Below are 25,906 nucleotides of genomic sequence, written 5' to 3'. Positions count from 1 at the left end.
TCTCCTCCCGGCGTCGTTGTTCATCCGCGCTGTTTCAGCAAGTCTTCTCGCACATCAAGGATTCGCCATGAATCATGCGTCTGTTGTCCTGCCCGCCAATGCAAAGACGGCCCCGCCCATGTGGCGCGTCATCGCCGCCGCCACCATCGGCAATGCACTCGAGTGGTTCGATCTCGTCGTGTACGGCTTTTTCGCCGTCACGATTTCCCGACTGTTTTTCCCTTCAGGCGACTCGACCGTTTCACTGCTGCTCACGCTCGGCACGTTCGGCGTGTCCTTTTTCATGCGCCCGCTCGGCGCGATCGTGCTCGGCGTGTATGCCGACAAGGCCGGGCGCAAGGCCGCGCTCACGCTGTCGATCCTGTTGATGATGATCGGCACGCTGATCATCGGCGTCATGCCGACGTACGCCTCCATCGGGGTGCTCGCACCGGTGGGTCTGGTCCTCGCGCGCATGATCCAGGGGTTCTCCGCGGGCGGCGAATTCGGCAGCGCCACCGCATTTCTTGCCGAGCAGTCGCCCTCGCGCCGCGGATTCTTCGCAAGCTGGCAGGCGTCGAGCCAGGGGATGACGACGTTGCTCGCATCGCTCTTCGGCGCGGTGCTAACCGGCAATCTGAGCGACGCCCAGATGCAAAGCTGGGGCTGGCGTATTCCGTTCCTGTTCGGCCTGCTGATTGGCCCGGTCGCCTATTACATCCGCACGCACATGGACGAGACGCCGGAGTTCCTGGCGGCCGAGACCACGCACTCACCGCTTGCGCAGACATTCGCGAGTCAGAAGGAGCGACTGCTGCTCGCCATCGGCGTGGTGATCCTCGCCACGGTTTCCGCCTACCTGATCCTGTTCATGCCGACGTACGCGGTCAAGCAACTCGGCGTGTCGGCGTCGACGGTTTTCACGGCCATCATCGCCACCGGCGTGATCCAGACCGTGGGCGCACCGCTCGTCGGTCATTTCTCCGACAGGCACGGACGCACCGGCATGATGCTCGCGTCCGCCGTGCTCATCCTGCTGTTTTCATGGCCCGCGTTCTACCTGCTCGACCTGCATGCAACGTTCGGCGCGATGATTGCTGTGCAGATCGGCATCGGGGTGGCGAGCGTGATGTACTACGGCGGGATGCCGGCGCTGCTCAGCGAACTCTTCCCGACGCAAACCCGCACGACCGGCATGTCGATCGCCTATAACCTGGCGGTGACGATTTTCGGCGGCTTCGCGCCATTCATCATCACGTGGCTCATCCAGGCCACCGGCAGCAAGCTCGCGCCGAGCTTCTACCTGATGGGCGCCGCGGTGCTAAGCATGATCGCGCTGCTGCGCATCCGGGTGCTCAACGCCCGCTGACGCGTATCGACTCGCGCTGAACCACCAGGATCGGCGCGATCGTCGCGACCACCGGAACCATCGGGACCGCCGACCCCGCTACCAGGGCAGGCGCTGGCCATCGTACGCACGAAAGCCGCCGCTGTCCTCGGGTTGCAAGGCATCGATGACGGACAACAAATCCCGTGCGGCGGCGCCCGGCGCGCGCCCGATCTGCGCCCCCCGAAACGGCGCGGAAAGCGCCGAGTCCACCGTGCCGGGATGCAGTGCCGCGACGACCAGTTGCGGGTGCGTACGGGCCAGCTCGATCGCCGCGGTCTTGACGACCATGTTGAGCGCCGCCTTCGACGCACGGTAGCTGTACCAGCCCCCGAGGCGATTGTCCCCGATGCTGCCCACCTTGGCCGAGAGCACGGCCACCAGGCTGCGCTCGGTGCGCGCAAGCTGTGGGGCGAAATGCGCGATTGCCAGCGCGGGCCCGATGGTATTGACGGCGAAGCTGGTCGTCATGTGCCGAGCGCTCAGGTCGGCGAGTCGCTTCTCGGGCGTGCCGGTCGGCCCCTGGAGCATGCCAGTGGCAACGACCATGAGGTGCCACGGACCTTGTGCGGACACGGCTGCGGCGGCATCCGCGATGCTCGCCGGGGCCTCGAAGTCGATGGCTGGCACGCTGGTGCGTCCCAGTGCCAGCACGGTGGCGCAACGTGGGTCGTCTCGCAGTGCGTGGCAAATCGCGGCGCCGATGGCGCCCGAGGCACCAAGTACGATAGCGCGGTAACCGGATACCAGGGATTTCATCGGTTTGCTCTCCAACGCCGGGCGTTACAAGGTGTCCAGTCGCTCGCGCAACTTCGCGGCATGCGCACGTAGCGCCTCGCGCTGCGCGTCGTCCATCTTTTGCCACTGGCGGAAAACGATCGCAAGGCGCGGGTTGTCCTGCAGCGTGGGCGCATGGTGGTCAAAGAAATCCCAGTAAAGGGCGTTGAACGGACATGCGCGCGCGCCAGTTTTTTGCGTGGGATCGTAAGCGCAGCCCTGGCAGTAATCGCCCATTCGCCGCAGGTAGGCAGCACTGCTCACATAGGGTTTCGTGGCAATCAGTCCGCCATCGGCGCGCTGGCTCATGCCAAGTGTGTTCGGCAGCTCCACCCACTCGAATGCGTCGATGTAGATGCCCAGATACCAGCGGTGCAGCGCCTGCGGGTCGAGTCGGGCCAGCAAGGCGAAATTGCCGATCACCATGAGCCGTTGGATGTGGTGTGCATGCGCGGTTTGCAGGGACTGCGTAATGGCCAGGTGCAGACAGCGCATGCGGGTGTTGCCGCTCCAGAACCAGTCCGGCAAGGGGGTCTCGTGATTCAGGACGTTGTGCGACGCGTAGTCGGGCATCTTCGCCCAGTAAATGCCGCGCACGTATTCTCGCCACCCCGCGATCTGCCGCACGAAGCCCTCCACCGCGGCAAGCGGCGCCCGGCCCGCAACGTAGGCAGCCTCCGCACGCCGCACCACTTCCAGGGGATGCAGCATCTTGACGTTGAGCGCGAACGACAGAAGCGAATGGAACAGGCGCGGCGCGCCGGCGGCCAATGCATCCTCGTAGTCGCCGAAGTGCGGCAGCGCCTGTGTGATGAAAGCCTCAAGGCAGGCCAGCGCCTCCGTGCGGTTGACCGGCCAGCGCATCGCGTCGGCCTGAGGATCGCCGAAGCTGCGCACGCCTGCGCGCTGCAGCATTTGCCACAGCGCCCGGTGATCGTGTCGCGGGCGCCAGTCCGTCGGCTCTGGAGGCGTTCCCGGCCAGCGCTTGCGGTTGTCCGAGTCGAAATTCCACCGACCGCCTTGCGGGCCGCCGTCGGCATCGAGCAGCAAATGCCAGCGCCGGCGCATGTTCCGGTAGAAGTGCTCCATCAACCACTGCTTGCGCTCGCCCATGAGCGAGGCAAGCGCGTCACGCGGCGTCAGGAAATGTTCGCTGTCCACCACCGCCCAGTCCAGGGGCTGAAACATCCCCCAACTGTTGAGTTGCGCGTCCAGTCGCCATTCGTCCGGCTGTTGCCACTCGACCCGGCGGGCGCCGTAGTGATCGGCGAGTGCCGCCAGATTTTCCGTGATGGATTGACGATTGCTCGGATGGTCCAGTGCCACGTAGCGCACACGGTGCCCTCCGGCGCGCAGGTGCCGGGCAAAGTCACGCATCGCGGCGAATATGGCGATGATCTTCTGGGCATGGTGCAGCACGTAGTCGGTTTCCTGCCGCACTTCCATCAATACGTAGACGACCGCTGGGTCCACCCGCGAAAACCAGCGATGGCCCGGGTGCAATTGGTCTCCCAGCACCAGGCGCAGGGTATGAGTCGGTGGTTCGGTATCGGCATGCATGGCAAGACGCGCCCCCCGCGGCGCAAGGCGGCGGCTTATCGATCGAGCATCTGGCGCAATGAGGCCAGACCGCGACGGATCCAACTCTTCGCCGTGCCCTCCGGCACGCCGAGGACCTGCGCCAGTTCGGTATAGGAGAAGCCACCGAAATAGGCGACCGTGATCGCCTGACGCTGTTGCGCCGAGAGTGTGGACAGCGCCTCGCTCAGTTGTCGCGAGGCTCGCCTTGTCTGGCTGATCTCGTCGGGCGACGCGGTGTCCGACGGAAGCGATGCCATCAGCGCGTCGTCCGCCACGAGTGGCTTCTGCCCACGCAGATGATTGATCGCCCTGTGCCGGGCGATGGTGAAGATCCACGGCAGCACGTCGCCCCGCTGCGCATCGAATATGACGCTGCGCTGCCAGAGCGCCACGTAGATATCCTGCAAAATGTCTTCCGCCTCGGCGCGGCCGTTGACGATGCGCAGGATCGCGCCGAGGATCAGCGACGATGTTCGCCGGTAGAACTGCGCGAACGCTTGCGCGTCACCGCGCTGGGCATTCGTGAGCAGGACTGCGAGGCCCTCCTTGTCGATGGGTGCGGATCTCGCGCTCACGCCGGGCACCTTGAATCCGTGCGTCTGCGGCGGCGTCCCCACCGGGCTGGGCGCCGGCGCGACACCACGCGCCTTGGCGGCAACGGGCGGAGCGGGCTGAGTGACGTCGGCGATTGTCATGGCGACATTTCGAGAAAGGATCGGGCCGCGGCGCGCGTGCGCTTACCGGGCGCGCGACGCCATCAACGCCAGGAATTCCCGGCGAAGCGCGGAGTCCTCGAGGAATCGCCCGCGCATCACGCTGCTCACCATGCGTGCGCCGTCGTCCTTCGTCCCGCGCCAGTGCATGCAGAAGTGATCCGCCTCCATGACGACAGCCAGGCCGTCCGGCGCAATCTTTTCCTCGAGCAGATCGGCAATCTGCTTGACCGCTTCTTCCTGAATCTGTGGCCGCGCCATGACCCAGTTGAGCAGCCGCGCGTATTTCGACAACCCGGGCAAATTGGAGTCGGCGTTGGGCAGCACGCCGATCCACGCATGCCCCATGATCGGGCACAAGTGGTGCGAGCAGGCGCTGCGCACGCGAAGCGGGCCGATCAGCGTGAGCTCGTTCAACTGGCCGATGTTCGGGAATTCGGTGATCGCCGGAGGCGGCTCGTAGCGCCCCGCGAACACTTCCTTCACGAACATTTTCGCGACGCGTTTGGCGGTGTCCCGGGTGTTGTGGTCGTTGTCGACATCGATGACGAGTGCGCGAAGCGCATTCTCGATATGCACGGTGACTTCGTCCTGAAGCCTGTCAACGTCGCCCTCGCGAAGGTAGGCAGCGATATTGTCGTTGGCATGAAAACGGACACCGGCACCGCGAAGACGCTGACGGATCGCCTGCGACAGCGGAATCCCCTCCTGAGGGCCCTGCGTAATGGCAATGGCCTGCTGTGAATCGATGACTGCGCCCATGAAATGCTCCCGATGGAAGAGGGTCCGAATGCGAATCGTGTTTCAGCGCTCGCCGCGCCGTAGTGCGGGAACGGTTGCCGGCACCGACCAGCCCTCGTGCTCGACGACCGCCGCCAGCGCGTCCTCGAACAGCGCCACGGCACGGTTGGCGGCATCGCCCAGATGCTGGTGAAGCAAGGCGTCGGCGCGCGAGCGCGACACGCATTCGTCGCTGTAACGCTCGAAGGCGGCGATCTGCAGCAGCAGCTCGCCGATATGCTTGGGACATTCGCACGCGATCGTCGAGGACTGCCGGGTCAGCCGGGTCAACGTTTGTTCATCGAACCGGCGCGGCAATCTCGACCAGAGCCGCTGGCGGGCCGACCCGCGAGCGTCGTTGCGTGCAAAAGACTGCGCGAAATCGGAGAGAAGCTCGTCCGCATGGAGCAGAGCACCGGAAGTGCGCATCAGGCGAATGCCTTCCAGACGGGCAAGATCGACGGCCCGCCGTGTGCCGAATGCATAGACGACGAGCACGTGGTCGCAGTGCGCCCTGCGCGCAGCCGCGACGATCGACAGCACGGTGTCTTCGTGCAACGCCTCGACCCGCACGACCATGCCGCTGACAGTGGCGGACGTGGGATCGACGCCAGGAATCGCCTCGGCTCGCGAAAACGCCTGGCACGTGACGCCGTCGGGTATGGCGGACGCGGCGTCATCGCCGAAGCCCACGATGAACAGGTTTGCGCCGTGGGGCACGTGGGGAACGTGGGGCGCAGACGCCCCGACGGCGGCGCCACTCGCCAGTCGGCTCAACTGCTCGTTGTCCAAATGCGCGATGGCGCCGATCGCATGGCCCCCATCGACCAGCGACTTGATCGTCTTCAGCCGGGTCACGTCCATTTCGGAATACAGGCGCTGACCCGAGGCGCTCGTGGGCGGGGAGATCACGCCATAGCGCTGCTCCCAGATCCGCAACGTGGCAGCGGGCATGTCGACGAGCTTTGCGGCCTCGCCGCTTCGATACCGCCGAACTGAACTCACCGTATCCTCCGTCCCCAGACAATTTCCCGCTTGATTTGCCACTTGTGCGCAAACCTTAACTCACGGAAAAATTAGAGTCAATAAATAAACTCAAAATACTGACAATCTATTTATTTGAGTTTGAATTCCGACTCAACAATGACTCTCGGAAGGAGGCAACACTGTCGATGGCATTGCGCCGACAGTGGTCGGGACGATGCAGGTCGCGCCAGCGCCGGATTTGCTCGACGGCGACGGCGCCCGCGGTGACAAAGGGCTCTGCTGGCAGGGATGGTCGCCGCACGAAAACCAGGGCATTCGCGCGGGCGTTCTAGCTCGTGGAGGTTTTGCGGGCGACCTCGTTGTGGACGTCGCGCTTGCCGGCGAGCAACGGCTCCAGCACTTCGATGCGATGTCGCCTTGGCGCCGTAATGGCGTAGAAATGCTCCTGCAGCGCAGTCGATTGCCCCACCACGACGAGCGATCCGGTTCGCAGCTCGTCCTGCACGACCACTTCGGGCAAGACGGTCAGCCACCCACTGTCGCGGGCAATCAGGCGAAGCATCGCCATGTCGTCCACTTCAGCGCGCAGTCTGGGACTGACACCTGCCGTGGCGCAAAGCGCGTCGAATTGACCGCGCAACGCGTGGCGTGGGCCGGGCAGCACGATGTCGACGTCATCGAGATCTTCCGGGATCCGCAGGGTTTTCGACGCCCATACGCTGGCAGGCCCCACGAGCGAGATTGCCTGACTGCCCAGGAACTGGCAGTGCAATGGCCGATCCGGATCGGCGGGCACCGTCTCGTTGGCCAGCACGACGTCGAGTTGATGCTGGATGAGCCGGGTCAGCAGCCCTTCCATCAACCCCGATTCGAGCGTCAGCACAACGGCCGGGTTGGTGAGCAAAGGTCGAATCCAGTTCTCCTGATAGTTGCGCGACAGTGTGGCCACGCTGCCGACGCGCAAGCGCGTAACGCCCGCAGAGCGCCCATGCAGGCGTCCCAACAGCTCCTCGCCCAGCCCGAAAATGTTGTCGGCGTACGCCAGCACCAACTGCCCGGTATCGGTCAACGTGAGTCGCCGTCCTGCCCGGACAAACAGATCGTCGCCGATCTTCTCCTCCAACTGACGAATCTGCGCCGAGACGGCTGATTGCGAGGTATGCAACCGCTCCGCCGCACGCGTCAGATGGCCGAGCTTGGCCACGCGCCAGAAGTAGTAGAGATGATTGAAATTGAGTTGATTGAGGTCCATCGTTCGTTTTTTGATAACAATTTGTTCTTTATAATCTATTTTACAGAACCTCTTGCCGCAAGCATCATCCTCGCACCGTAATTCAAGAGGGTCATGCAATGGATTTTCCCGAGGCTTTGCGCGTCGCTTGCGTGCTCACGCCACCGGCGCTGATGGCCGCGCTGGTCAGTGCGACATGGGTGAGTTCGCAGACGATCCGGCGACAGTGGCGTGTGTTTCTGACGATGTCGTCTGCCGCGCTCGTATCGACGGCCGTGTCGCTGTTCGTCTGCGCCGGCCAGGGCATTTGGCCGGGTGTTTTGACGACGACGCGCTTCGGCCTGGCGCTGGCGTTGCTGGTGCAACTGCTGGGCACCGTCATCGCCGCGTTTTCCGCCCGCTACCTCGAAGGGGAAGCGAACCAGCCACGCTATCTCGGTGCACTGGCCACCGTACTGGCCAGCGTGCACCTGCTTCTCCTCGCCGATCACTGGTTAGTGCTGATCGTCGCCTGGGCGGCCGTGGGCCTGGCGTTGCAGCGACTGCTGTGCTTTTACCCGGATCGCCCCTTTGCCTTGCTGGCGGCGCACAAGAAGCGGATTGCCGATCGGCTGGCCGACGTCATGCTGCTGGGAGCGACCGCGCTAGCCTGGCAGCAGGTGGGAAGCGGCTCGCTGACGGACTTGTGGGCACATATTGCGCAGCATGGCCTGTCCCTGCCCCTGCAGGCGAGCGCCGTCTTGCTGGTGCTGGCGGTGACACTGCGCACCGCCTTGTTGCCGGTACATGGCTGGTTGATCCAGGTAATGGAAGCCCCGACCCCGGTATCCGCGTTGCTGCATGCGGGCGTGGTCAATCTCGGCGGCTTCGTGCTGATTCGCTTTGCACCGATGTTGGAGAAAGCCGACGCCGCACGCGATCTGTTGGCGTTGCTCGGTCTGGCGACCGCCGTGCTGGCAAGCATGGTCGTGCTGACGCGCATCAGCATCAAGGTTCGGCTGGCCTGGTCGACCGTCTCGCAGATGGGTTTCATGCTGGTCGAATGCGCGTTGGGTCTCTACACGCTCGCCGCGCTACATCTGATGGGTCACTCCTTGTACAAGGCGCATGCCTTTCTGTCCGCCTCGTCGGTCGTGCGCGATACGCGTGCGCGCGCAATGCACACGATTGCCGCCCCCATGAGCGGCAGTCTCGTGCTGGCCCCCGCGGTGACGACGTCGATTGTGTTTCTGGCAATGACGCTCGCCGGTATCGACGTCTGGCCCTGGTGGTGGTGCGTGGTGCTGGGACTGGCCTGGGCGCCGCTGCTGTGGTTGAGTTCCGCGCCGTCTCGCGCCGATGCACGCCTGGCCCAGTTACTTTTCGGGCTCCTGAGCGTTCTGGGTCTGACCTTGGCCGCAATGGCCGCACACGTCCTGCCGCTCGGACTTCAGGATGCGCCGGATCATCGGCTGGGCGTTCTCACGCTGACCTTCATGGCGGCTTTGTATCTCTGCCAGGCGCGCCTGCAACACCGGGCGTCCCTGCCCGCCTGCTGGCGTCGCTGGAGCTACGCCGGCTTCTATCTGGACGAGGGTTACACGCGCCTGGCGCTGCTGCTCTGGCCCGCCCGGTGGGCGCAGGCAGCGGCAGCACATCCTGGCCCCAAAGCGCTCGCCTCGCGGCTGGCGAAAGCCCAGCGCTGAACTGACGACAAGGAAAGTGTGACGATGAAACCCTTGACCCACGACACGCTCGCCGCGGCCGGCCTCACGGCATTGGTCGCGGATGACCCGCAGGTGCGGTATGCCGACATCGAGCGCGCCTGCCAGGAGGCCTGCGCGGCGATTGCTCCTGCATGGCCGCTGGACCGCGCCATTGCCGTGAATCCGCACTGGTCGCGTATCGGCATGCCCGTGCGCCGTGTGGCCGCCCGGATGGCCGTGCTTGGCGGCATCCACGTCTTTCCGCCGAGAGATCGACAACGGCAAGCCTGGCGCGAGGGTCGCATCACGGCGGAGGATCTGGCCGTTGCATTGCATCAGTTGCCCGCGGCCCAGTCGGCCGCGCTCACACCCGAGCAGTGCGTCGCGGCACTTGAGTCCGGCGCGCCGCAGGCGCAATTGCCGCTGTTGATCGACGTGCTCGACAACGATCCCGAGCGCCATGCGCGGTTGTCCTGGCGGCAAGCCATCACGCATCAGGTCAGCCAGACCTGCGCCGCCTTCTTCGATGCGCGGCAGGCAAGCTGGCAACCCGAGCGCGAACAGGGCCTGTATGCCTTCTGGCGCGACACTTTGCAGCACGACCACGGGATAGGCATCTTGATGGGGCTGCCGCATATCGGGCGGGCCACCGGCGCCCTGCCTGCCAAAGCGCAGGATGCCGAGCGCTGGGTCATGGAGCGCCTGGGGCTACCGCAAGCGGTCTGGGCGGACTATCTCGAATCGGTGCTTCTGACGGTCAACGGCTGGGCGTCGTGGTGTGCCTACCTGGGCTGGGAGGCCGGACTGGCGGGCGGGCGCGATGCCCATCTGCGTGAATTGCTGGCAATTCGCCTTGCCTGGGGTGCACTGCTGCTCGAGTGCAAGGATGACGCCGCCGCGAGGCATGCGTTTGCCGCGCTGCACGCGGCGTGGCGCTCGGCCCCGCGCATCTTGCAGGAAACGGAGCAGGCGCTGCTGATCGACGAGGTATGGCAGTTGGCCCTCGAGATCGGCTACCAGCGTGAGCTGGCACAGCGCCTGACTGCCGCGAACCCTCACGGTCCGGCGCCGACGGACATCGAGGTCCAGGCGGCCTTTTGCATCGACGTGCGCAGCGAACCCTTGCGCCGGTCGCTCGAGGCCGTGTCGCCGGGCATCCAGACGCTCGGGTTTGCCGGCTTCTTCGGGTTGCCGATCGCCTACACGCCCCTGGGCACGCCGGCTCGGCGCCCCCAACTGCCCGGCCTGCTCGCGCCGGCCATCGAGGTGACCGACAGCATCGTCAGCACCGATGCGGCGCAGCGCGCGGCGGATGAGGCCCGGCAGCGCGCTGTCGGCCGTGTGCGTCGATCGCGATTTGCGATGGCGGATCAGTGGCAGGCGGCCAGCCGGTGGCCGGGCGCCGCGTTTTCCTTCGTCGAGGCCGCCGGACTGGGCTATCTCGGCAAACTCGGCAATTGGCTGCAACCGGGCCGGCAAGCGCGCCCCAGAGACGACCTGGCCGGCATACCCGCCCGTTATCGCCCCATCTGCCGCCCGCAACTCCAGGGGATGGACCTGGCGTCCAAGGTGACCCTGGCCACACGGGTGCTTCACGCGATGGGTCTGGACCGATACCTGGCGCCGCTGGTACTTCTCGTCGGGCACGGCAGTCAGTCCGCCAACAATGCTCATGCGGCGGCCCTGGATTGCGGCGCCTGCTGCGGCCAGACCGGTGAAGTGAACGCGCGCAGCCTGGCGCAACTGCTCAATGACCCGGCGGTGCGCGACGGCCTGCGCGCGCAGCAACTCGCGATACCTGAGGCAACTCGCTTCGTGGCGGTGCTGCACAACACCACCACCGATGAACTCGAGGGTTTCGATCTGGATCTGCTGCCGCAAGCCGCACGGGATCGCTGGGCGCGTTTGCAGCCCATCTTTGCCCAGGCTTGTGATCAGGTACGCCGCGAACGCGCCGCGAGCCTGACGCTCGATCCGCGCGCGCCGCATCATGCGCTGCTGGCGCGGTTGCAGCGTCGCGCCAACGACGGCGCGCAAACGCGGCCCGAATGGGGACTTGCCCGCAACGCGGCGTTTCTGATCGCGCCCCGGGACAGAAGCCGCGGCGTGATGCTCGACGGACGTAGCTTCCTGCACGATTACGACGCCAGTCGGGACGCCGACGGCAGCGTGCTCGAACTGTTGATGACGGCGCCCATGCTGGTGACGCACTGGATCAACTGGCAATACCATGCGTCGACCTGTGATCCGCTTCGGCTGGGCAGCGGCAACAAGCTGCTGCATAACGTCGTGGGGGGCAGCCTCGGCGTCTTCGAGGGCAACGGCGGCGATCTGCGCATCGGCCTGTCGCAGCAGTCGCTGCACGACGGCGAGCGATGGATACATGAACCCGTGCGGCTGACCGTGGTCGTCGACGCGCCGCGGGCGGCGATCGAGACGGTGATCGGCAAGCACGAAGTCGTGCGCCACCTGCTGGACAATGGCTGGCTCCACCTCTGGCGCTTCGAACAGGCAGGCTTTGAGCGTTATGTCCAAGGGCGCTGGTCACCGGTGGATCTGGCGGGGAGATGACACTGACCGCGATTCAGTGCTCCCTGCCCTGCCCCATCCGAATCGCCGGTTGCAAGACAAAAAGAGGCGATCCGCGGGCCGCGGATCAGTCCAGCCCGCCCTGACAGACGTACTTGATCGACATGTAATCGTCGAGCCCGTATTTCGATCCCTCGCGTCCGTAGCCGGACGCTTTTACCCCCCCGAACGGCGCGGCTTCGCTCGACACGGCGCCTTCGTTCATGCCGATAACGCCGGCCTCGAGACGTCGCGCGACCCGCTGCGCGCGACGCATGTCCTGTGTGTAGAAGTATGCCGCCAGCCCGAAAGGCGTGTCGTTGGCTCGGTGGATCGCTTCATCCTCGGTCTCGAATCGGAACAGCGGCACCACGGGCCCGAACGTTTCCTCCTGACTGACGAGCATGCTGTCGTTCACGTCGACCAGCACGGTCGGTGCGAAGTAGTTGGGCCCGAGCAGAGGCAGCGTCGCGCCACCGGTCAGCGCGCGTGCGCCGTGTGAGAGCGCATCTTCGACATGACGACCGATCTTCTCGACTGCCCGAGGATTGATCATCGGTCCGATCTGCGCATTGGCATCGCTCGCGGGCGCGACGTGCAACGCCTCCACCCGCTTGGCCAGCATTGAAGCGAACCGTTCGTAGACGCCCGCCTGCACATACACGCGATTCGGACAGACGCACGTCTGTCCGCCATTCCGGAACTTTGACGCCATCAAACCCGCGACCGCCGACTCGAGATCGGCATCGTCGAATACGATGAACGGGGCGTTGCCGCCGAGTTCCAGCGAGAGCTTCTTGAGCGTGCCGGCCGATTCGCGCGCGAGGTGAATGCCCACGGCCGTCGAGCCGGTGAAAGTCATTTTGCGCACGCGATCGTCGGCCAGCCAGTCCGCGACGGCATCGATGCCGCGCGTGCGCGACGCCGTAATGACGTTGAGTACCCCCGGCGTCACACCGGCCGCGACGGCGAGTGCCGCCAGCGCAAGGGCGGTGAGCGGCGTGTCCTCGGCGGGTTTGGCGACCACCGTGCAACCTACGGCCAGCGCCGGCGCAATCTTGCGCGCGATCATCGCGAGGGGGAAATTCCAGGGCGTGATGGCAGCGACGACGCCGACAGGCTCCTTCTCCGCCGTCATGCGCTTGCCGGGTTGCTGTTGCGGAATGATGTCGCCGTAGACGCGTGTCGCCTCGCCCGCGAACCAGTCGACATACGAGGCGCCGTATGCCACTTCGCCGCGAGCCTCGGAAAGCGGCTTGCCTTGCTCGAGCGAGATCAGCGTGGCGAGATCGTCCCCGTTCGCGAGAATCAGCGCATGCCAGCGCCTGAGTACCTCGGCGCGTTCGCGCGGCAGCTTGTGACGCCAGCCGGGAAGCGCACGGTAGGCGGCGTCGGTCGCGGCGCGAGCATCGATAGCCGTGCTGTCGGGCACCTCCGCCAGCAACGCGTCGCTGGCCGGGTTCTGTACGGGGTAGCGACGAGCATCGCGGGCATCGGCCCATTCGCCGTTGATCAGGTTCTGGCGGCGCATCAAATCGGGGCGTGACAGGGAAAGCGACATACGGGCGAGTCTCCGGAATGGGGCGAACTGGATGCGGGTTCAAGCGCGGCTGTGCGGTTCAGCCATGAAGCGCGGCGCGCACGTCGGCCGCCTCGAGTACGTCGTCGAGCGTGGCCCGAACGCGGGAGAACAGTTCGGCGAAGTCGTCCGCTGTGTAACACAAGGCAGGCGCGAAGCCGAGGATGTTGTCGCCGAAGGCGCGGAAAATCACACCGTTGCGATACGCCGCCGCGCCGATGCGCTCATGGAGTTTGAGTGACGGATCGAAGCGTCGGCGCGTCGTCTTGTCGGCGACGAGTTCGAGCGCGCCGAGCAAACCGCGATGACGCGAGTCACCGACCAGGGGATGATCGAGGAGTGCGTCGAGCCCGTCGGCAAACGTCCTGGCGTGTGCCTGACCGTTTGCCAGCAGGCCGTCTTCGACATAGAGCTTCAGACATGCGAGACCGATGGCCGCGCTCACCGGATGCGCAGAGTACGTCTGACCATGCCCTACGGGAGCGCCTTTCGCCGCGTCGGCAATGGCCTGATAAATGCCGTCGGACATCAGCACCGCGCCCATCGGCGCATAACCGGCGGTCAGTCCCTTGGCGAGCGTCATCAGATCGGGGGAGACCTCTTCCGCCTCGCAGGCGAACATCGGCCCGGTACGCCCGAAACCGGTGATGACCTCGTCGGCGACGAACAGGATGTCGAGGCGCCGGCACGCATCGCGCATGGCGCGCAGCCAACCTCTGGGCGGCACGATCACGCCGCCGGAGCCCTGCACGGGTTCACAGAAGAACGCCGCGACGTGCTCCGCGCCGAGTTCACCGACCTTTGCTTCAAGTGCGGCGACCGAGGCGGCAATGATCGCCTGCGGGTCGTCGGGTGTGGCGCTTCGGTACGGATAGGGCGACGGGATGTGATGTTGCGTCGCGAGCGGCAAATCGAAGTTGCGATGGAAGGCAGCCAGTGCAGTCAGTCCGGCACCGGTGGACGACGACCCGTGATACCCGCGCTCAAGCGCGATGAAGTGCTTCTTGGCCGGCTTGCCGATAGCGTTGTAGTAATGCGTGATGAAGCGCACGGCGGCGTCGACGGCATCCGAACCGCCGAGCGTGAAGTAGACGTGTTGCAATGACGGCGGCGTCAGTTCCACGAGTTTCTGCGCAAGCGTGATGGCCGGTGCGCAGGCAAAGCCGAAATAGCCTGTCGCGTAGGGCAGCCGGTTCAATTGCTCCGTCGCCGCCTTGACGATGGACGGCTGTCCGTAACCGGTATTGACGCACCACAGACCGGCAAATCCGTCGAGCAAGGCGTTACCGTCCGCGTCGTGCAGCCAGGCGCCGTTGCCGCTGGTAAGCACCGTCGCGCCCTGCGCCTCATGCGCGCGGTAGTCGGCAACCGGGTGAATCAGAAACTGGCGATCGGCATCGATCAGCGATTCGTTGGACATACGCGGCACCTCATCGGAATGTTGGGGAACGGAGTCGCGACCCGCGGCGTGGTGTGCGCGGGCCATCGTGTCATCCCATTAAAGACTCGCCGAAAATCGAGGTCATCCTACGAACCGATGGAGACAACGTGCGCGACGTGCTGCTTCTCGTGGAGAGGCATGCGTTACCGCAGCACCTGCTCGGCAACGTCGTCCACCGCTGCGCGAGCAATGCTGACCATCTCGTCGACGTCCGCCCGCGTGGCGATCAGCGGCGGGGCGAAGCCGAGAATGTCGCCGTGTGGCATGGCGCGCGCGATCATGCCGCGGGCCAGTGCGGCGGCGGACACGCGCGGGCCGATCTTCATCGCGGCGTCGAAAGGCTGACGCGCCGCACCATCCGCCATGAACTCGATCGCCGCCAGCAAGCCGACGCCACGCACCTCCCCCACGAGCGGATGCCTGTCGAACGCCGCGCGCAACCTCTCGCCGAAGTACTTGCCGACGTCGGCCGCGTTCTGCGTCAGATTCTCGCGCTCCAGAATGTCGAGGTTGGCGAGCGCCGCCGCGGCACAGATCGGGTGTCCGGAGTACGTCCAGCCGTGGCCCATCGGACCGTTCTCGCGCGAACCGCGTTCGAGCACATCCCAAACGCGCTCGCCCACGATCACGCCGGAGAGCGGCGCATATGCGCTCGTCAGCCCCTTGGCGATGGTGATCAGATCCGGCGTCATGCCGTAGTGCTGGGAGCCCATTGACGACCCGAGACGGCCGAAGCCACACACGACCTCGTCTGCGATGAGCAGAATGTCGTGACGGCGCAGCACGGCCTGAATCGCTTCCCAATAGCCGGCAGGCGGTGCGATGATGCCGCCTGTGCCCATCACCGGCTCACCGATGAAGGCCGCAATGGTGTCGGCACCTTCGCGGGCGATCAGCGTCTCGAGCGCCTCGACGCAATGCGCCACGAACGCCTGCTCGCTCATGCCGGCCGGTGCCTTTCGGTACCAGTGCGGGCAAATCGTGTGATGCACCCGCTCGACCGGCAGGTCGAAGTGCTGGTGGAAGCTCGGCAGCCCGGTCAGGCTGCCCGTGACGATGCCTGAGCCGTGATAGCCGCGCTCGCGCGAAATGATTTTCTTCTTCCGCGGACGTCCGAGCACGTTGTTGTAGTACCAGACGATCTTGATCTGCGTCTCGTTCGCATCCGAGCCGGACAAACCGTAATAGACCTTCTTCATGCCGTCGGGCGACCAGTCGATGATGCGCTTCGACAACTCGATGATGGCGTCGGTCGAGTGGCCCACATACGTGTGGTAGTAGGCAAGCGACAACGCCTGCTTGTGGATGGCGTCGGCCACTTCCGTGCGGCCGTAGCCGATGTTCACGCAATAGAGGCCGGCGAAGGCGTCGAGATAGCGGCGGCCCTCATGGTCCTCGATGCGCATGCCCTGCGCCGTGCGGATGATCTTGCCCGGCAGTGTGCCGCTGGCATGATCGGCGGCGTGCGTGGACGGGTGCATGAAGTGTGCGCGATCCTGTGCGAGCAATTGTTCGGTCGAGGGGGGCATGGGACGTCTCCTTGATATCAATGAAGCAAAAAAGAATGCGGACGAGCGAATCAGGTGCGATGCATCGGGATGCCGAGATTGCCGAGGCAGAAGTACTTGGTTTCGGTGAACGGCTCGAATCCGTCCACGCCGCCTTCGCGGCCGAGGCCAGACGCCTTCATGCCGCCGAACGGCACCGGGGCGCCGGTGAACTTCACGCCGTTGACGCTTACCATCGCGAAATCGAGGCGGCGGATCAGCGTAAAAATCTCGTCCACGCGTCGTCCGCAGACGTATGCGGCAAGGCCGTACTCGGTGTCGTTGGCCCGGGTGACGACCTCGTCGAGCGAGTCGAACGCGCACACGGCGGAAATCGGGCCGAAGTTTTCTTCGTCGTAGATGCGCATGCCGGGAGCGGCGTCGGCAACGACGGTCGGGCGGTAGAACCAGCCGCCGAGCGGATGCGGCTCGCCGCCGACGGTGATCTGGGCGCCCTTCCGGCGGGCGTCTTCCACGCGGGCCGCAGTCGCCTCGAACGCCGCCTGATGCATGAGTGGCCCGACATCGACGTTCGCGGAAAACGCCGGACCGACGCGTAACCGCGCGACCGCTTGCGTATACCGATCTACAAACGCCCCATAGCGCGTGCGCGCGACAAAAATCCGGTTCGCGGCGCAGCAGTCCTGTCCGGACGTCTGGAACTTGGCGGCAACGGCGATGCGTACCGCCTCATCGATATCCACATCGTCCAGCACGATGAACGGCGCGTTTCCGCCGAGTTCGAGGGCGAGCTTCTTGACGCCGCTCGCCGCTGCGGCCTGCGCCACCCGTTGGCCGACGCGTGTCGAGCCCGTAAAGCTGACGGCCCGCACGCGAGCGTCGCCGACGAGCGCGCGCATCGCCATGTCCGGCTCACCCAGCACCACATTGAAAAGCCCCGGCGGCAGCCCCGCTTCGTCGGCCAACTGCGCGAGTGCAAGCGCGCAGAACGGCGTCTCGTGTGCGGGCTTCACGACGACAGTGCAACCGGCCGCCAGCGCGGCGGCGGCCTTGCGCGTGATCATCGCGAAAGGAAAGTTCCAGGGCGTGATGAGCGCCGCAACGCCGACCGGCTCGCGCACGGTGCCCAATTGCGCACCTTCGATGTGCGACGTAATGGTTCGACCATCGAGACGGCGGGCCTCATGACCGTACCACTCGATGAACGATGCGCCATAGCCAATCTCGCCGCGCGCTTCATGGAGCGGCTTGCCCTGCTCGTGGGCGAGCAGCACCGCAAGGTCTTCGGCGTGCTGCCGGATCAACGCGTGCCAGCGCTGCAGCGCGGCGCAGCGCTCGGCAGCGGGTGTCCAGCGCCACGTCGAGAAGGCGCGCTCGGCGGCATCGACCGCGACGCCGATTTGCTCACGCGTGAGCATCGGCACATGGCCGAGCGTCGATTGATCGGCCGGATCGACGACGGCAATGGACGCGGCGTCGTCGCTATGCGTCCAGCGTCCGTCGATGTAACACAGCGATTTGAACAGCACCGGGTGGTCGAGCAACATCGGCAAACTCCTGACTTGGCGTTCGTTCGTCATGAAGCGATTGTCGGTGGCGACGGCCCGCTGTTTTTTCTGTTCCGATCGTGCGGACGTCGGTTTTCTTCTGATTTAGCCGTACCTGGCGAGAAAGATTTCGCGGACCGCGATCAGTCGGCGTCGACCCAGCCCGGAACTGCGTGCGCCTGGACTTTGACGACTTTGGTAACGACGTAGGTGAAGTAGCGCTCGATGCCCAAGTCCGCCATCAGCAGGCCGTCGATGAAACGCTGGTAATGATCGATGTCGCGCGCGAGTACGTGAACGATGTAATCGACACCGCCACCTGTGGCGTGGCATTGCACGACCTCGGGGGCGTCGCACAGGCGCGCCTCGAAGCGGTTCATGTCATGCGCGGTATGCCGCGCGAGCGTGATCTCGACGATGATACGGCTGACGTGCATCACGCCGCTCCAGTCGACGTCGGCGCGATAGCCGCGAATCACCCCCGCCGCTTCGAGTCGCTGCACGCGCTCCCACGTGGGCGAAACGGACAGGTGGATCCGCTCGGCCAGACGCGATTTGGTGATGCGGCCTTCACGGGCCAGCACACTGAGGATGGCGATGTCGAAACGGTCGAGTTTCACCATGGGAGGGAACGCTTTTTAAAGAGAGGGCTGAGGCGTACGCGAGTCGCTGACGCTATGCGCTCGGCAGCACGTCGGCCAGAACGCAGAGCGTGTCACCGATGCCGACGCGGCCCGGAAAATGTCGGCCGATGAGCATGCCATCGCGTCTTGCCCGGTACTCCACTGGTGCGACGCCCGTCCGTGTCACGTCGTGAACGCGCGCAATGACGTCGCAACGCTTCACCATCGTGCCGAGGTCATGGCGCATTTCAAGCAGCCCGTCGTGCTCGCTGGTGAGGTGGCAGTCGTCGTCAGGCATGGCGAGTTGTACCGACGTTGCCTCGCTCGCGGCGTCAGCGCCGTCGCGCCATGCCACGTCGGCCGGCACGATGCCTGCGTGCACGAGCACGCCGTACACGCCGCGATGCGCGATTGCGACGTTGCGCGCGCTTGCCGTTCCACCGCCGCCGAGCTCCGTCGTAACGAACACCTTGCCCTGCGATTCCGCCGCATTGTCGTAAAGTCCGTGAGCATCGGGATCTCGCATGCGCAGCGAATAGGGTGCGCCGAAGGCCTGCATCGCGGCGTCGCAACGGGCTTGTTGCTCGGTGTCGTTCAGTTCGTGGATGGCGGCGAACGGCAGGAAATCCAACGTACGACCTCCGGAATGGATGTCGAGCACGACGTCCGCCATGGGCAGCAGGCAACGTGAGAAATAGTCGGCCACGCGCTCGGTGACCGAGCCGTCGGCGCGTCCCGGGAAAGCGCGGTTCAGGTTGCCACCGTCCAGCGGCGACGTGCGTTTTCCCGCATGCACGGCAGGCGTGTTCATGAACGGCACGATGATGACGGTGCCGGTGACGTCGCGTGTCTTGAGGGCATTCGCCAGTCGCGATAGCACGATAGGCCCTTCGTACTCGTCGCCATGATTGCCGCCGGTGAGTAGCGCGACGGGGCCGTCGTCACGCCGGATGACGGTGATCGGCACCATCACGGCGCCCCACGCACTCGTATCGTTGGAGTGCGGGACTTTCAGAAAGCCGTGCTGGACGCCGTCCTGACGAAGATCGACCGTCGGATACACACGCGGCGGAAGTGCGAGAACCTCTTGATCGCGATGCATGCTCAATAACCTCGCGTCAGGTCGACGTTGCAGGGAACTCGTCCCGTTTCGCGAAAATCGCGGATGTTGTCGGCGATTACTCGCGCTGCCGTCTCATGATCCGTGGGTGCCGAAATGTGCGGCAGCACGGTCACGCGCGGATGGTCCCAGAACGACGAATCGAGCGGCAGCGGTTCGACGTCGAACACGTCGAGCACGGCATGCGTGAGGTGGCCCCGGTCGAGGGCGTCGAGCAAGTCGGACGCCACGATCACAGGACCACGCGAGAAATTGATGAGCGAGGCACCCGGTTTGATGCGACCGAGGCGCTCCGCGTCCAGCATCCCTCGGGTTTGCGCCGTCAACGGAATCAGGCTGACGACGATGTCGCTTGCGGAGAGCATCGCGCACAGGCCGTCGTCGCGAGCGTACGTTTCGACGCCGTCCAGCGTCTTCGGCGAACGACTCCATCCGTGCACGACGAACCCGGCGTCGCGCAATCGCACCGCGGCCGCCTGCCCGAGTTCACCGAGTCCGAGCAATCCCACCGTCGTCTGCGACGGCTTGCGATAGGCGTGCTGCAACCAAACGCGCTGCGTTTGCTGACGCGCGTAGCGGGGCATGTCGCGTTGCAGGTAGTAGGTCCACGCCAGCACGGCCTCGGCCATCGTGCGCGACATCTCGGGATCGATCAGTCGCGTGATCGGCGGACTGTCCGACGGGAGCGCCGCGATGAGCGATTCCACGCCGGCCCAAAGGCTCTGAATCCATCGCAAGCCCGTCAGGGCGGTCAAGTCCGCGGGATCCGGATTCGCGACGATGGCAACGGACACCTGCTCGCGCTGCGACGCCGACAGTTCGGCCAGCGGCGCGACGATCTCGCCGGGCAGCGCGGCGCGCAGGGCGTCGAGGTACGGACGTTGATAGTCCGCGGACATCCGGCTAAGGAAGGCAATGACGGGCGGCATCGTGGCGCTCGTTCAGACTGTGCTGGCCGCGGTGGCGGCGTCGTTCGCCATCTCTTCCATGTCCTGAAAGCGGTCGGCGATGCGCGGATGCACGCGGCCGCCGTCGGACGCGCCAATCGCCAGCAGAATTTCGTCTGGGCCAGGGGCATCCGTCATCTGGAACGTCGCCGTGATGAAGTGGGAACGCTTGCCCGTTTCCGATTTGTGAATCATCGGCACCGACACCAGCGTGCCCGGGCCGACGCGCGTGTTGGTGAACGGCAGGAAGGCCGTGCCGTTCACGGCGGTGCGGAACAGATTGCCGAAGCGCAGCGTGTGAATCATGGCCGAGGCATGTTCGATTTCGCCGTTCGTGCCGACGACAGCCGCCTTGCCGTATGCCTCCACGCGCTCCCCTGGGATGACATCGACCAGACGTTGCGTCATTAGCGCACCAAGCTCCGGGGCGAGACGCACGATTTCCGGACGCAGATTCTCGACGAATCCCTGACCGGCCCATGGATTGCGAATGACAGCGGCGACGACGACCGTCGTGACCGGCGTCTCGGCGGCCTTGCCGCCCTCACGGTAGGTGGTCTCGACGTACGTTGCGATCTTGCGAAGCTCTTGTTTCACGGGTGTCTCCTGTTGCGCTGCAGTACAGATGCCGTCACCTGCCGCTCGTGCGGCGAAGCGGCTCGAAGGACGTGCGCCGCGGCGATCCGGGCGCCTGGGGAAAACGTGGCAAACATCCGTGGCTTGCCGATGAGACTCATGCTATTGCGCCCGAAGCGGCCGGTCTTCCGCCGGAACGTCGGAAGATGTTTTTTTTCTTCCGACGCTTTGGTGTAGATTTTTTGGGCGAGAAAGGAGGCACGCAATGCCGGAACATCACCAACGGCTCATGGCATTGCGCCATGTCGCCAGTCAGATCAGCAATGACGAAGACATCGACGCACTGTTTCGCGATCTCGTGCGTGGTGCGGTGCAGCAAGGTGGGTGGGATCTCGGCTCCGTCATGAGCATCGATCTCGCCCATGGCTACGGGCTGGTGATCACGCGCTTCGAGACAAGCATGCTGCCGCAGCATGTCGAAGACCGCTGGGAGTTGGCGACCAGTCCGTCGCTCATCGCCTTGCAGACGAATGAACCCGTCTATATCCGCGATGCGCTGGAGAACCCGCAATTCCCCGGCTACCGGCGCGAAGCGCGCGAGCGCGGCTACCGGACGGTGCTGGTACTGCCGATGGCCTCGCGCGATACGGAAGGCCGGCCGATGGTGCTGACGGTCGCATCGCGCAAGGTGCGCGACGTCGGCGAGGACGACCTCACCTTCATGGCGACGGTCGTGCATCTCGGCGCGATTGCGGTGGAGCGGGCTCACCGGCAGCGCGCGCAGGTGATGGCGCATGAGCGTCTGCAACGCACGCTCGAAGCGCAACGCACGTTGCTGGGCGATGTGCTCGCCGGCGGCTCGTTCGATCAGTTGACGTCGTCGCTGAGCGATCTGATCGGACGTCCGGTGCTCGTCATCGACTTCCTCGCCAATCAATGGCACGCGTCGGCGTCGCCCGTTCCCTCGCTGATGGACGATGCGGCGTGGACACGCTGGCTGTCCGGCGCACAGGGGCGAGAGCTCAGCGCTAACGTGCGCGACGCCCTGCAACGCTACCGTCAGACCCGCCTCGACGTGCCGCTGGGACGTCCCCCCGGTCAGGCCACCGTCGGCGCGGGCATTGAACCATTGACGGTCGACGACGACCTCGTCGGCGCGCTGCTCACGTTCGGCGACGATGCGCTGAGCGACCTCCAGCAGTTACTGTTGGAGAGCGCCCGCTTTGCGCTGAGCGTTCAACTGATGCGCAGCGTGGTGCGGTTCCGGTTCGAGACACGCACGCTCACCGAGTTGTTCTTCGAGATTGTGGAGCGCCGCTGGCGAGATGAAGGCGATTTGATTAGCCGCGCCCGCCATCTCGGCGTCGCCCTCGATGCGCCGCTGCGCATGATGGTCGTCGATTATCCGGACCAGCGAACCAGTGTGGCCTCGGGCCGTGCCGCCGGGCATCTGTCGCTGGAGAGCCATAGCACGGTCGAATTGCTTGCCCGTCAGTTGAATGTGCCGATGCACATCGTGACGATCGGAGGCGGTCTAGTGTGTCTGGCGCCGCAGGACGGTTCGGCAGACGCCACCGCACTCGCCCGCCTCGCCAGGCGCATGAGCGAGGCGCTGGCACGGTCCCTGGGACGCGAGCCTATCATCGTGATGAGCGATCTCTGCGAAGGGCTGGAGCCGCTCGCGCGCGAATGGGAGCGTTGCTGGCGCATGATTCGCGTGGCGCGCAAGTTTGGTCGCAGCGGCCCGCTGGACATGCCGGGCCTGGGCCCCCTGCCGATGCTCATGGGAGCGGCCGATTCGTCCGACGTCCACGGTTTTGTGGAAGGCACCATCGGCAAGCTCGTCGAACACGACCGACAGTCGGGATCGCCGTACCTCGACACGCTGACGGAATACGTACGCTCCGGCTGCCGCAGTCAGCCGTGCGCCGACGCGATGGGACTGCACGTCACCACGCTGCGGTACCGCCTCGCCCGCATTCAGGAGTTGTTCGGCATCGACGTGGAGACACCGGAGCGCCGCTTCGCGGTGGAGCTTGCCATTCATCTGCACGCGCTCACGAAGCGCGCGGCTCCCGTCACACCTGGGGCGGCGCCATCCACCGAAGGGGCGAAGTCAAAAGCCATGCAGGCCGCGTCGAGCGTGCATGCCGGCGGGCGTGTGGCGAGCGCATCCATGAAAACCCTGCCGCGCAATCGAGAGTAATTCACTTCGCGTCTCCTGCGATTCGACGGAAGCCGACAAAAAAGTCCTCGCATATCGTTGACCTCAACGTAATGACGTTTCGAGGTCAACGACATGCAAGCTGTCACCCAACAGCGCCAGACGCCCACGGCCGGCGCTGGCACCGCCCCCGCGATTTCGGCCATCGACCCGGTGGCGCTACGCCGCGCGCTCGGAACATTCGTGACCGGTGTGACCGTCGTCACGACGCGTGACGAAGAAGGCCGCCCGCGCGGCATGACCGCCAACTCCTTCACGTCCGTCTCGCTCGACCCGCCGCTGTTGCTCGTGTGCATCGGCAAGCGTGCGGCGAGCTACCCGGTGTTCCAGCGCACGGAACACTTCGCCGTCAATCTGCTGCATGACGGCCAGACCGAAGTGTCGAACCTGTTCGCATCGAAGTCCGCGGAGAAGTTCACGACGGTGGGGCATGACGTCGTCCACACGGGCGCGCCGGTCCTGACCGACTGCCTGACGTGGTTCGACTGCATTGTGCACAACCGCGTCGACGCCGGCGACCACGCCATCCTGATCGGCCAGATTCAGGCCTTCGGTACCAGCCCGGCCGCGCCGCTCGGCTTCTGCCGTGGTCGCTACGCCCATGTGAAAGATCCGTTGCCGCCGGGCTGGCTGTCGTCGCACGACATGATTGTCGGTTATCTGATCGACGCGAACGGAAGCCTGCTGCTCGCGCAGGACGGCAAGGGCGGATGGGTACTGCCCAGCGCGCCGCGCCGACTTGCGAGCGGACGCCTGCCGCTCGCCGGTGGCGGTGAACTCGAGCTGGTGCCGCACGACACCTTTCTCTACTCGGTGTTCGACACCGCCGAGAACGATCCCGGCTATCTGATGTACCGGGCGCGACTCGCGCAACCGCTCTCGCACGACGAGCTGCCGCCAAACTTCCGCTTCTTCCCGTTCGACCAGTTGCCCTACGACGACATCCCGTCCCGCGAGATTCGATCGATGGTGCGTCGCTACGTTCGCGAAACCGCCGGAGGACACTTCGGCATTTACATGGATTCTCACGATGGTGGGCGCATCGCAATGGTCAGCGATGCACAGCCGTGGACCCAACCTTTCCAAGCCTGACGCTGGAGTCAACTGATGCATACGACGGTACAAACGCTGGAGGGCTCTCGCCAGCAACTGTTTATCGACGGGCAGTTCACCGCGCCGCATAGCAACGTGTACGTTCCGAGCTACGACCCGACGACCGGCCGCCCCTGGTACGAGTTCGCGCAGGCCGATGCGGTGGACGTCGACCGCGCCGTACGCGGCGCACAAGCGGCGCTCGTCAACCCGGCCTGGCGGCGCATGACGCAAACCGAGCGTGGCAAGCTCGTGCGCAAGCTCGGCGAACTGGTGCTCGCCAACGCCGAAGCGCTCGCCGCCATCGAGTGCCGCGACAACGGCAAGCTGCTCAAGGAAATGCGTGCGCAAATGCGGGCGATTCCCGATTCGTATTCGTATTTCGCGGGCATGGCAGACAAGCTGCAAGGCGACACCATTCCCGTCAACAAGCTCGACACGCTGAACTTCAACACGCGCGAGCCAATTGGCGTGGTCGGCATGATCATTCCGTGGAACTCGCCGCTGATGATGCTCACCGGCACGCTCGCGCCCTGTCTTGCGATTGGCAACACCATCGTGGTGAAGCCATCGGAGCACGCGACGGCGTCCACGCTCGCGCTCGCCGAACTGGCGATCGAAGCCGGTATTCCGCCGGGCGTCGTGAACGTGGTGACGGGCGACGGCATGACCACCGGCGACGCGCTGACGCGTCATCCCGGCATCGCCAAATACGTTTTCACGGGCAGCACCGTGACCGGGCGCAAGATTGCCGGCAACGCTGCGCAAAATCTGGTGCCTTGTCAGATGGAGCTCGGAGGTAAGTCGCCGCACGTGGTGTTTGGCGACGTGGACATCGAGCGCGCCGTGAACGGCGTCGTCTCGGGCGTGTTCGCCGCCGCCGGTCAGACATGCGTGGCCGGGTCACGCTGCTTCGTCGAGGCGTCCGTGCACGACCGTTTCGTCGAGGCGCTGGTTGAGCGCACGCGTCGGGTGCGTGTGGGGCATCCGACGCACGAAGACACCGACATCGGACCGCTGGCGCTGGCCGCGCAATTGGACAAGGTCGAGGGCTACGTGGCTTCGGGCATTCAGGAAGGGGCGCGCGTGGCCGCCGGCGGTCAGCGCCCGGCGCGCGACGATCTCACCGGTGGCTGGTACTACGAGCCGACCGTCATGACGCATGCGCGCAACGAAATGCGCTTCATGCAGGAGGAGATCTTCGGTCCGGTCGTCGGTGTCGTGCCGTTCTCGGACGAAGCCGAACTCATCCGGCTGGCAAATGCCACGGAGTATGGCCTGGCCGCCGGCATCTGGACGCGCGACATCGACCGCGCCATGCGCTTCGCACGCGACGTGGAGGCGGGCACGGTCTGGATCAATACCTATCGCTCGGCGGCTTACATGTCAGCCAACGGCGGCACCAAGCACAGCGGCTACGGCCGTCGCGGCGGCTTCGAAGTGATGCGCGAGTTCTCCCGTCTGAAGAACGTCGTGATCGATTACTCGGGGGCGATGCAGGATCCGTTCGTGATCCGTCTGCGCTGATCGCCCGCAATACACAAACGAAAACCCCCTGGAG

General features: G+C 65.1%; 20 protein-coding genes. 6 read left to right on the top strand and 14 right to left on the bottom strand.

Features of this window, described 5'->3' with window-relative positions; all coding sequences use genetic code 11:
- Positions 1 to 67 precede the first annotated feature (67 nt).
- Positions 68 to 1,348 carry an MFS transporter gene (locus W930_RS0115755; protein ID WP_023871719.1) on the top strand — a complete coding sequence of 427 codons (1,281 nt, stop codon included), beginning with the start codon at positions 68 to 70 and terminating at the stop codon, positions 1,346 to 1,348.
- A 78-nt stretch (positions 1,349 to 1,426) separates the two neighbouring features.
- Here the strand turns inward: W930_RS0115755 and W930_RS0115750 are convergent, their stop codons facing one another.
- The 6 genes from W930_RS0115750 to W930_RS0115725 form a co-directional block, all read right to left on the bottom strand.
- Positions 1,427 to 2,125 carry an SDR family NAD(P)-dependent oxidoreductase gene (locus W930_RS0115750; RefSeq protein WP_023871720.1) on the bottom strand — a complete coding sequence of 233 codons (699 nt, stop codon included), beginning with the start codon at positions 2,123 to 2,125 and terminating at the stop codon, positions 1,427 to 1,429.
- Between the two features lie 24 nt (positions 2,126 to 2,149).
- Entirely contained in the window at positions 2,150 to 3,703 is a 1,554-nt protein-coding gene (locus tag W930_RS0115745) for a cryptochrome/photolyase family protein (protein WP_023871721.1), read from the bottom strand.
- Between the two features lie 35 nt (positions 3,704 to 3,738).
- Positions 3,739 to 4,419 (bottom strand): RNA polymerase sigma factor, encoded by a 681-nt coding sequence (locus tag W930_RS0115740; protein WP_023871722.1) that lies wholly within the window; start codon positions 4,417 to 4,419, stop codon positions 3,739 to 3,741.
- A gap of 42 nt (positions 4,420 to 4,461) precedes the next feature.
- Positions 4,462 to 5,199 carry a GTP cyclohydrolase I gene (folE, locus tag W930_RS0115735; RefSeq protein WP_023871723.1) on the bottom strand — a complete coding sequence of 246 codons (738 nt, stop codon included), beginning with the start codon at positions 5,197 to 5,199 and terminating at the stop codon, positions 4,462 to 4,464.
- Positions 5,200 to 5,241: 42 nt separating this feature from the next.
- Positions 5,242 to 6,222 (bottom strand): MerR family transcriptional regulator, encoded by a 981-nt coding sequence (locus tag W930_RS0115730; RefSeq protein ID WP_023871724.1) that lies wholly within the window; start codon positions 6,220 to 6,222, stop codon positions 5,242 to 5,244.
- Between the two features lie 310 nt (positions 6,223 to 6,532).
- Positions 6,533 to 7,456, bottom strand: a complete 924-nt coding sequence (locus W930_RS0115725; protein WP_023871725.1) for a LysR family transcriptional regulator — start codon at positions 7,454 to 7,456, stop codon at positions 6,533 to 6,535.
- A 98-nt stretch (positions 7,457 to 7,554) separates the two neighbouring features.
- Between W930_RS0115725 and W930_RS0115720 the strand changes: the two genes are divergently transcribed.
- On the top strand, positions 7,555 to 9,120 hold the full coding sequence (locus W930_RS0115720; RefSeq protein ID WP_023871726.1) for an NADH-quinone oxidoreductase subunit L: 1,566 nt from the start codon (positions 7,555 to 7,557) through the stop codon (positions 9,118 to 9,120).
- A gap of 24 nt (positions 9,121 to 9,144) precedes the next feature.
- A complete protein-coding gene (locus W930_RS0115715; RefSeq protein ID WP_023871727.1) occupies positions 9,145 to 11,691 on the top strand; it encodes a YbcC family protein in 2,547 nt (848 codons plus the stop codon).
- Between the two features lie 85 nt (positions 11,692 to 11,776).
- Here the strand turns inward: W930_RS0115715 and W930_RS0115710 are convergent, their stop codons facing one another.
- The 8 genes from W930_RS0115710 to W930_RS0115675 all read right to left on the bottom strand — a co-directional run bounded on the left by W930_RS0115710 (position 11,777) and on the right by W930_RS0115675 (position 21,050).
- Positions 11,777 to 13,249, bottom strand: coding sequence for an NAD-dependent succinate-semialdehyde dehydrogenase (locus W930_RS0115710; protein WP_023871728.1), 1,473 nt, complete (start codon positions 13,247 to 13,249; stop codon positions 11,777 to 11,779).
- A gap of 58 nt (positions 13,250 to 13,307) precedes the next feature.
- A complete protein-coding gene (locus W930_RS0115705) occupies positions 13,308 to 14,687 on the bottom strand; it encodes an aminotransferase class III-fold pyridoxal phosphate-dependent enzyme (RefSeq protein ID WP_023595305.1) in 1,380 nt (459 codons plus the stop codon).
- A gap of 164 nt (positions 14,688 to 14,851) precedes the next feature.
- Entirely contained in the window at positions 14,852 to 16,237 is a 1,386-nt protein-coding gene (locus W930_RS0115700) for an aspartate aminotransferase family protein (RefSeq protein ID WP_023595304.1), read from the bottom strand.
- 50 nt (positions 16,238 to 16,287) lie between these two features.
- Complete coding sequence (locus W930_RS0115695; protein ID WP_023871729.1) at positions 16,288 to 17,763, bottom strand: NAD-dependent succinate-semialdehyde dehydrogenase; 1,476 nt, start codon at positions 17,761 to 17,763, stop codon at positions 16,288 to 16,290.
- Between the two features lie 143 nt (positions 17,764 to 17,906).
- Positions 17,907 to 18,386 (bottom strand): Lrp/AsnC family transcriptional regulator, encoded by a 480-nt coding sequence (locus W930_RS0115690; protein ID WP_023595302.1) that lies wholly within the window; start codon positions 18,384 to 18,386, stop codon positions 17,907 to 17,909.
- Between the two features lie 52 nt (positions 18,387 to 18,438).
- On the bottom strand, positions 18,439 to 19,488 hold the full coding sequence (gene doeB / locus W930_RS0115685; RefSeq protein ID WP_029753833.1) for a N(2)-acetyl-L-2,4-diaminobutanoate deacetylase DoeB: 1,050 nt from the start codon (positions 19,486 to 19,488) through the stop codon (positions 18,439 to 18,441).
- 2 nt (positions 19,489 to 19,490) lie between these two features.
- The gene (locus tag W930_RS0115680) at positions 19,491 to 20,435 is read right to left on the bottom strand and encodes a glyoxylate/hydroxypyruvate reductase A (protein WP_023871730.1); all 945 of its coding nucleotides are present in this window, start codon (positions 20,433 to 20,435) and stop codon (positions 19,491 to 19,493) included.
- A gap of 12 nt (positions 20,436 to 20,447) precedes the next feature.
- Positions 20,448 to 21,050 carry an amino acid synthesis family protein gene (locus W930_RS0115675; protein WP_023595299.1) on the bottom strand — a complete coding sequence of 201 codons (603 nt, stop codon included), beginning with the start codon at positions 21,048 to 21,050 and terminating at the stop codon, positions 20,448 to 20,450.
- A 244-nt stretch (positions 21,051 to 21,294) separates the two neighbouring features.
- On the opposite strand from W930_RS0115675, the gene W930_RS27700 reads away from it, so the two are divergent.
- The 3 genes from W930_RS27700 to W930_RS0115660 all read left to right on the top strand — a co-directional run bounded on the left by W930_RS27700 (position 21,295) and on the right by W930_RS0115660 (position 25,872).
- A complete protein-coding gene (locus W930_RS27700) occupies positions 21,295 to 23,235 on the top strand; it encodes a helix-turn-helix domain-containing protein (RefSeq protein WP_023871731.1) in 1,941 nt (646 codons plus the stop codon).
- A 93-nt stretch (positions 23,236 to 23,328) separates the two neighbouring features.
- On the top strand, positions 23,329 to 24,345 hold the full coding sequence (locus W930_RS0115665; RefSeq protein ID WP_024788770.1) for a flavin reductase family protein: 1,017 nt from the start codon (positions 23,329 to 23,331) through the stop codon (positions 24,343 to 24,345).
- A gap of 15 nt (positions 24,346 to 24,360) precedes the next feature.
- Positions 24,361 to 25,872, top strand: a complete 1,512-nt coding sequence (locus W930_RS0115660) for an aldehyde dehydrogenase (RefSeq protein WP_023595296.1) — start codon at positions 24,361 to 24,363, stop codon at positions 25,870 to 25,872.
- Positions 25,873 to 25,906 lie beyond the last annotated feature (34 nt).

Origin of the sequence: Pandoraea sp. E26 (assembly GCF_000681415.1) — a bacterium.
Lineage (GTDB): Bacteria > Pseudomonadota > Gammaproteobacteria > Burkholderiales > Burkholderiaceae > Pandoraea > Pandoraea pnomenusa.
The sequence above is the reverse complement of the archived record's forward strand: the minus strand, read 5'-3'. Positions and strand labels throughout refer to the sequence as shown.

Coding starts and splice junctions, on each gene's coding strand:
- W930_RS0115755 (WP_023871719.1), top strand. CDS start 68: ATGAATCATGCGTCTGTTGTCCTGCCCGCCAATGCAAAGACGGCCCCG.
- W930_RS0115750 (WP_023871720.1), bottom strand. CDS start 2,125: ATGAAATCCCTGGTATCCGGTTACCGCGCTATCGTACTTGGTGCCTCG.
- W930_RS0115745 (WP_023871721.1), bottom strand. CDS start 3,703: ATGCATGCCGATACCGAACCACCGACTCATACCCTGCGCCTGGTGCTG.
- W930_RS0115740 (WP_023871722.1), bottom strand. CDS start 4,419: ATGACAATCGCCGACGTCACTCAGCCCGCTCCGCCCGTTGCCGCCAAG.
- folE (WP_023871723.1), bottom strand. CDS start 5,199: ATGGGCGCAGTCATCGATTCACAGCAGGCCATTGCCATTACGCAGGGC.
- W930_RS0115725 (WP_023871725.1), bottom strand. CDS start 7,456: ATGGACCTCAATCAACTCAATTTCAATCATCTCTACTACTTCTGGCGC.
- W930_RS0115720 (WP_023871726.1), top strand. CDS start 7,555: ATGGATTTTCCCGAGGCTTTGCGCGTCGCTTGCGTGCTCACGCCACCG.
- W930_RS0115715 (WP_023871727.1), top strand. CDS start 9,145: ATGAAACCCTTGACCCACGACACGCTCGCCGCGGCCGGCCTCACGGCA.
- W930_RS0115710 (WP_023871728.1), bottom strand. CDS start 13,249: ATGTCGCTTTCCCTGTCACGCCCCGATTTGATGCGCCGCCAGAACCTG.
- W930_RS0115705 (WP_023595305.1), bottom strand. CDS start 14,687: ATGTCCAACGAATCGCTGATCGATGCCGATCGCCAGTTTCTGATTCAC.
- W930_RS0115700 (WP_023595304.1), bottom strand. CDS start 16,237: ATGCCCCCCTCGACCGAACAATTGCTCGCACAGGATCGCGCACACTTC.
- W930_RS0115695 (WP_023871729.1), bottom strand. CDS start 17,763: ATGTTGCTCGACCACCCGGTGCTGTTCAAATCGCTGTGTTACATCGAC.
- W930_RS0115690 (WP_023595302.1), bottom strand. CDS start 18,386: ATGGTGAAACTCGACCGTTTCGACATCGCCATCCTCAGTGTGCTGGCC.
- doeB (WP_029753833.1), bottom strand. CDS start 19,488: ATGCATCGCGATCAAGAGGTTCTCGCACTTCCGCCGCGTGTGTATCCG.
- W930_RS0115680 (WP_023871730.1), bottom strand. CDS start 20,435: ATGCCGCCCGTCATTGCCTTCCTTAGCCGGATGTCCGCGGACTATCAA.
- W930_RS27700 (WP_023871731.1), top strand. CDS start 21,295: ATGCCGGAACATCACCAACGGCTCATGGCATTGCGCCATGTCGCCAGT.
- W930_RS0115665 (WP_024788770.1), top strand. CDS start 23,329: ATGCAAGCTGTCACCCAACAGCGCCAGACGCCCACGGCCGGCGCTGGC.
- W930_RS0115660 (WP_023595296.1), top strand. CDS start 24,361: ATGCATACGACGGTACAAACGCTGGAGGGCTCTCGCCAGCAACTGTTT.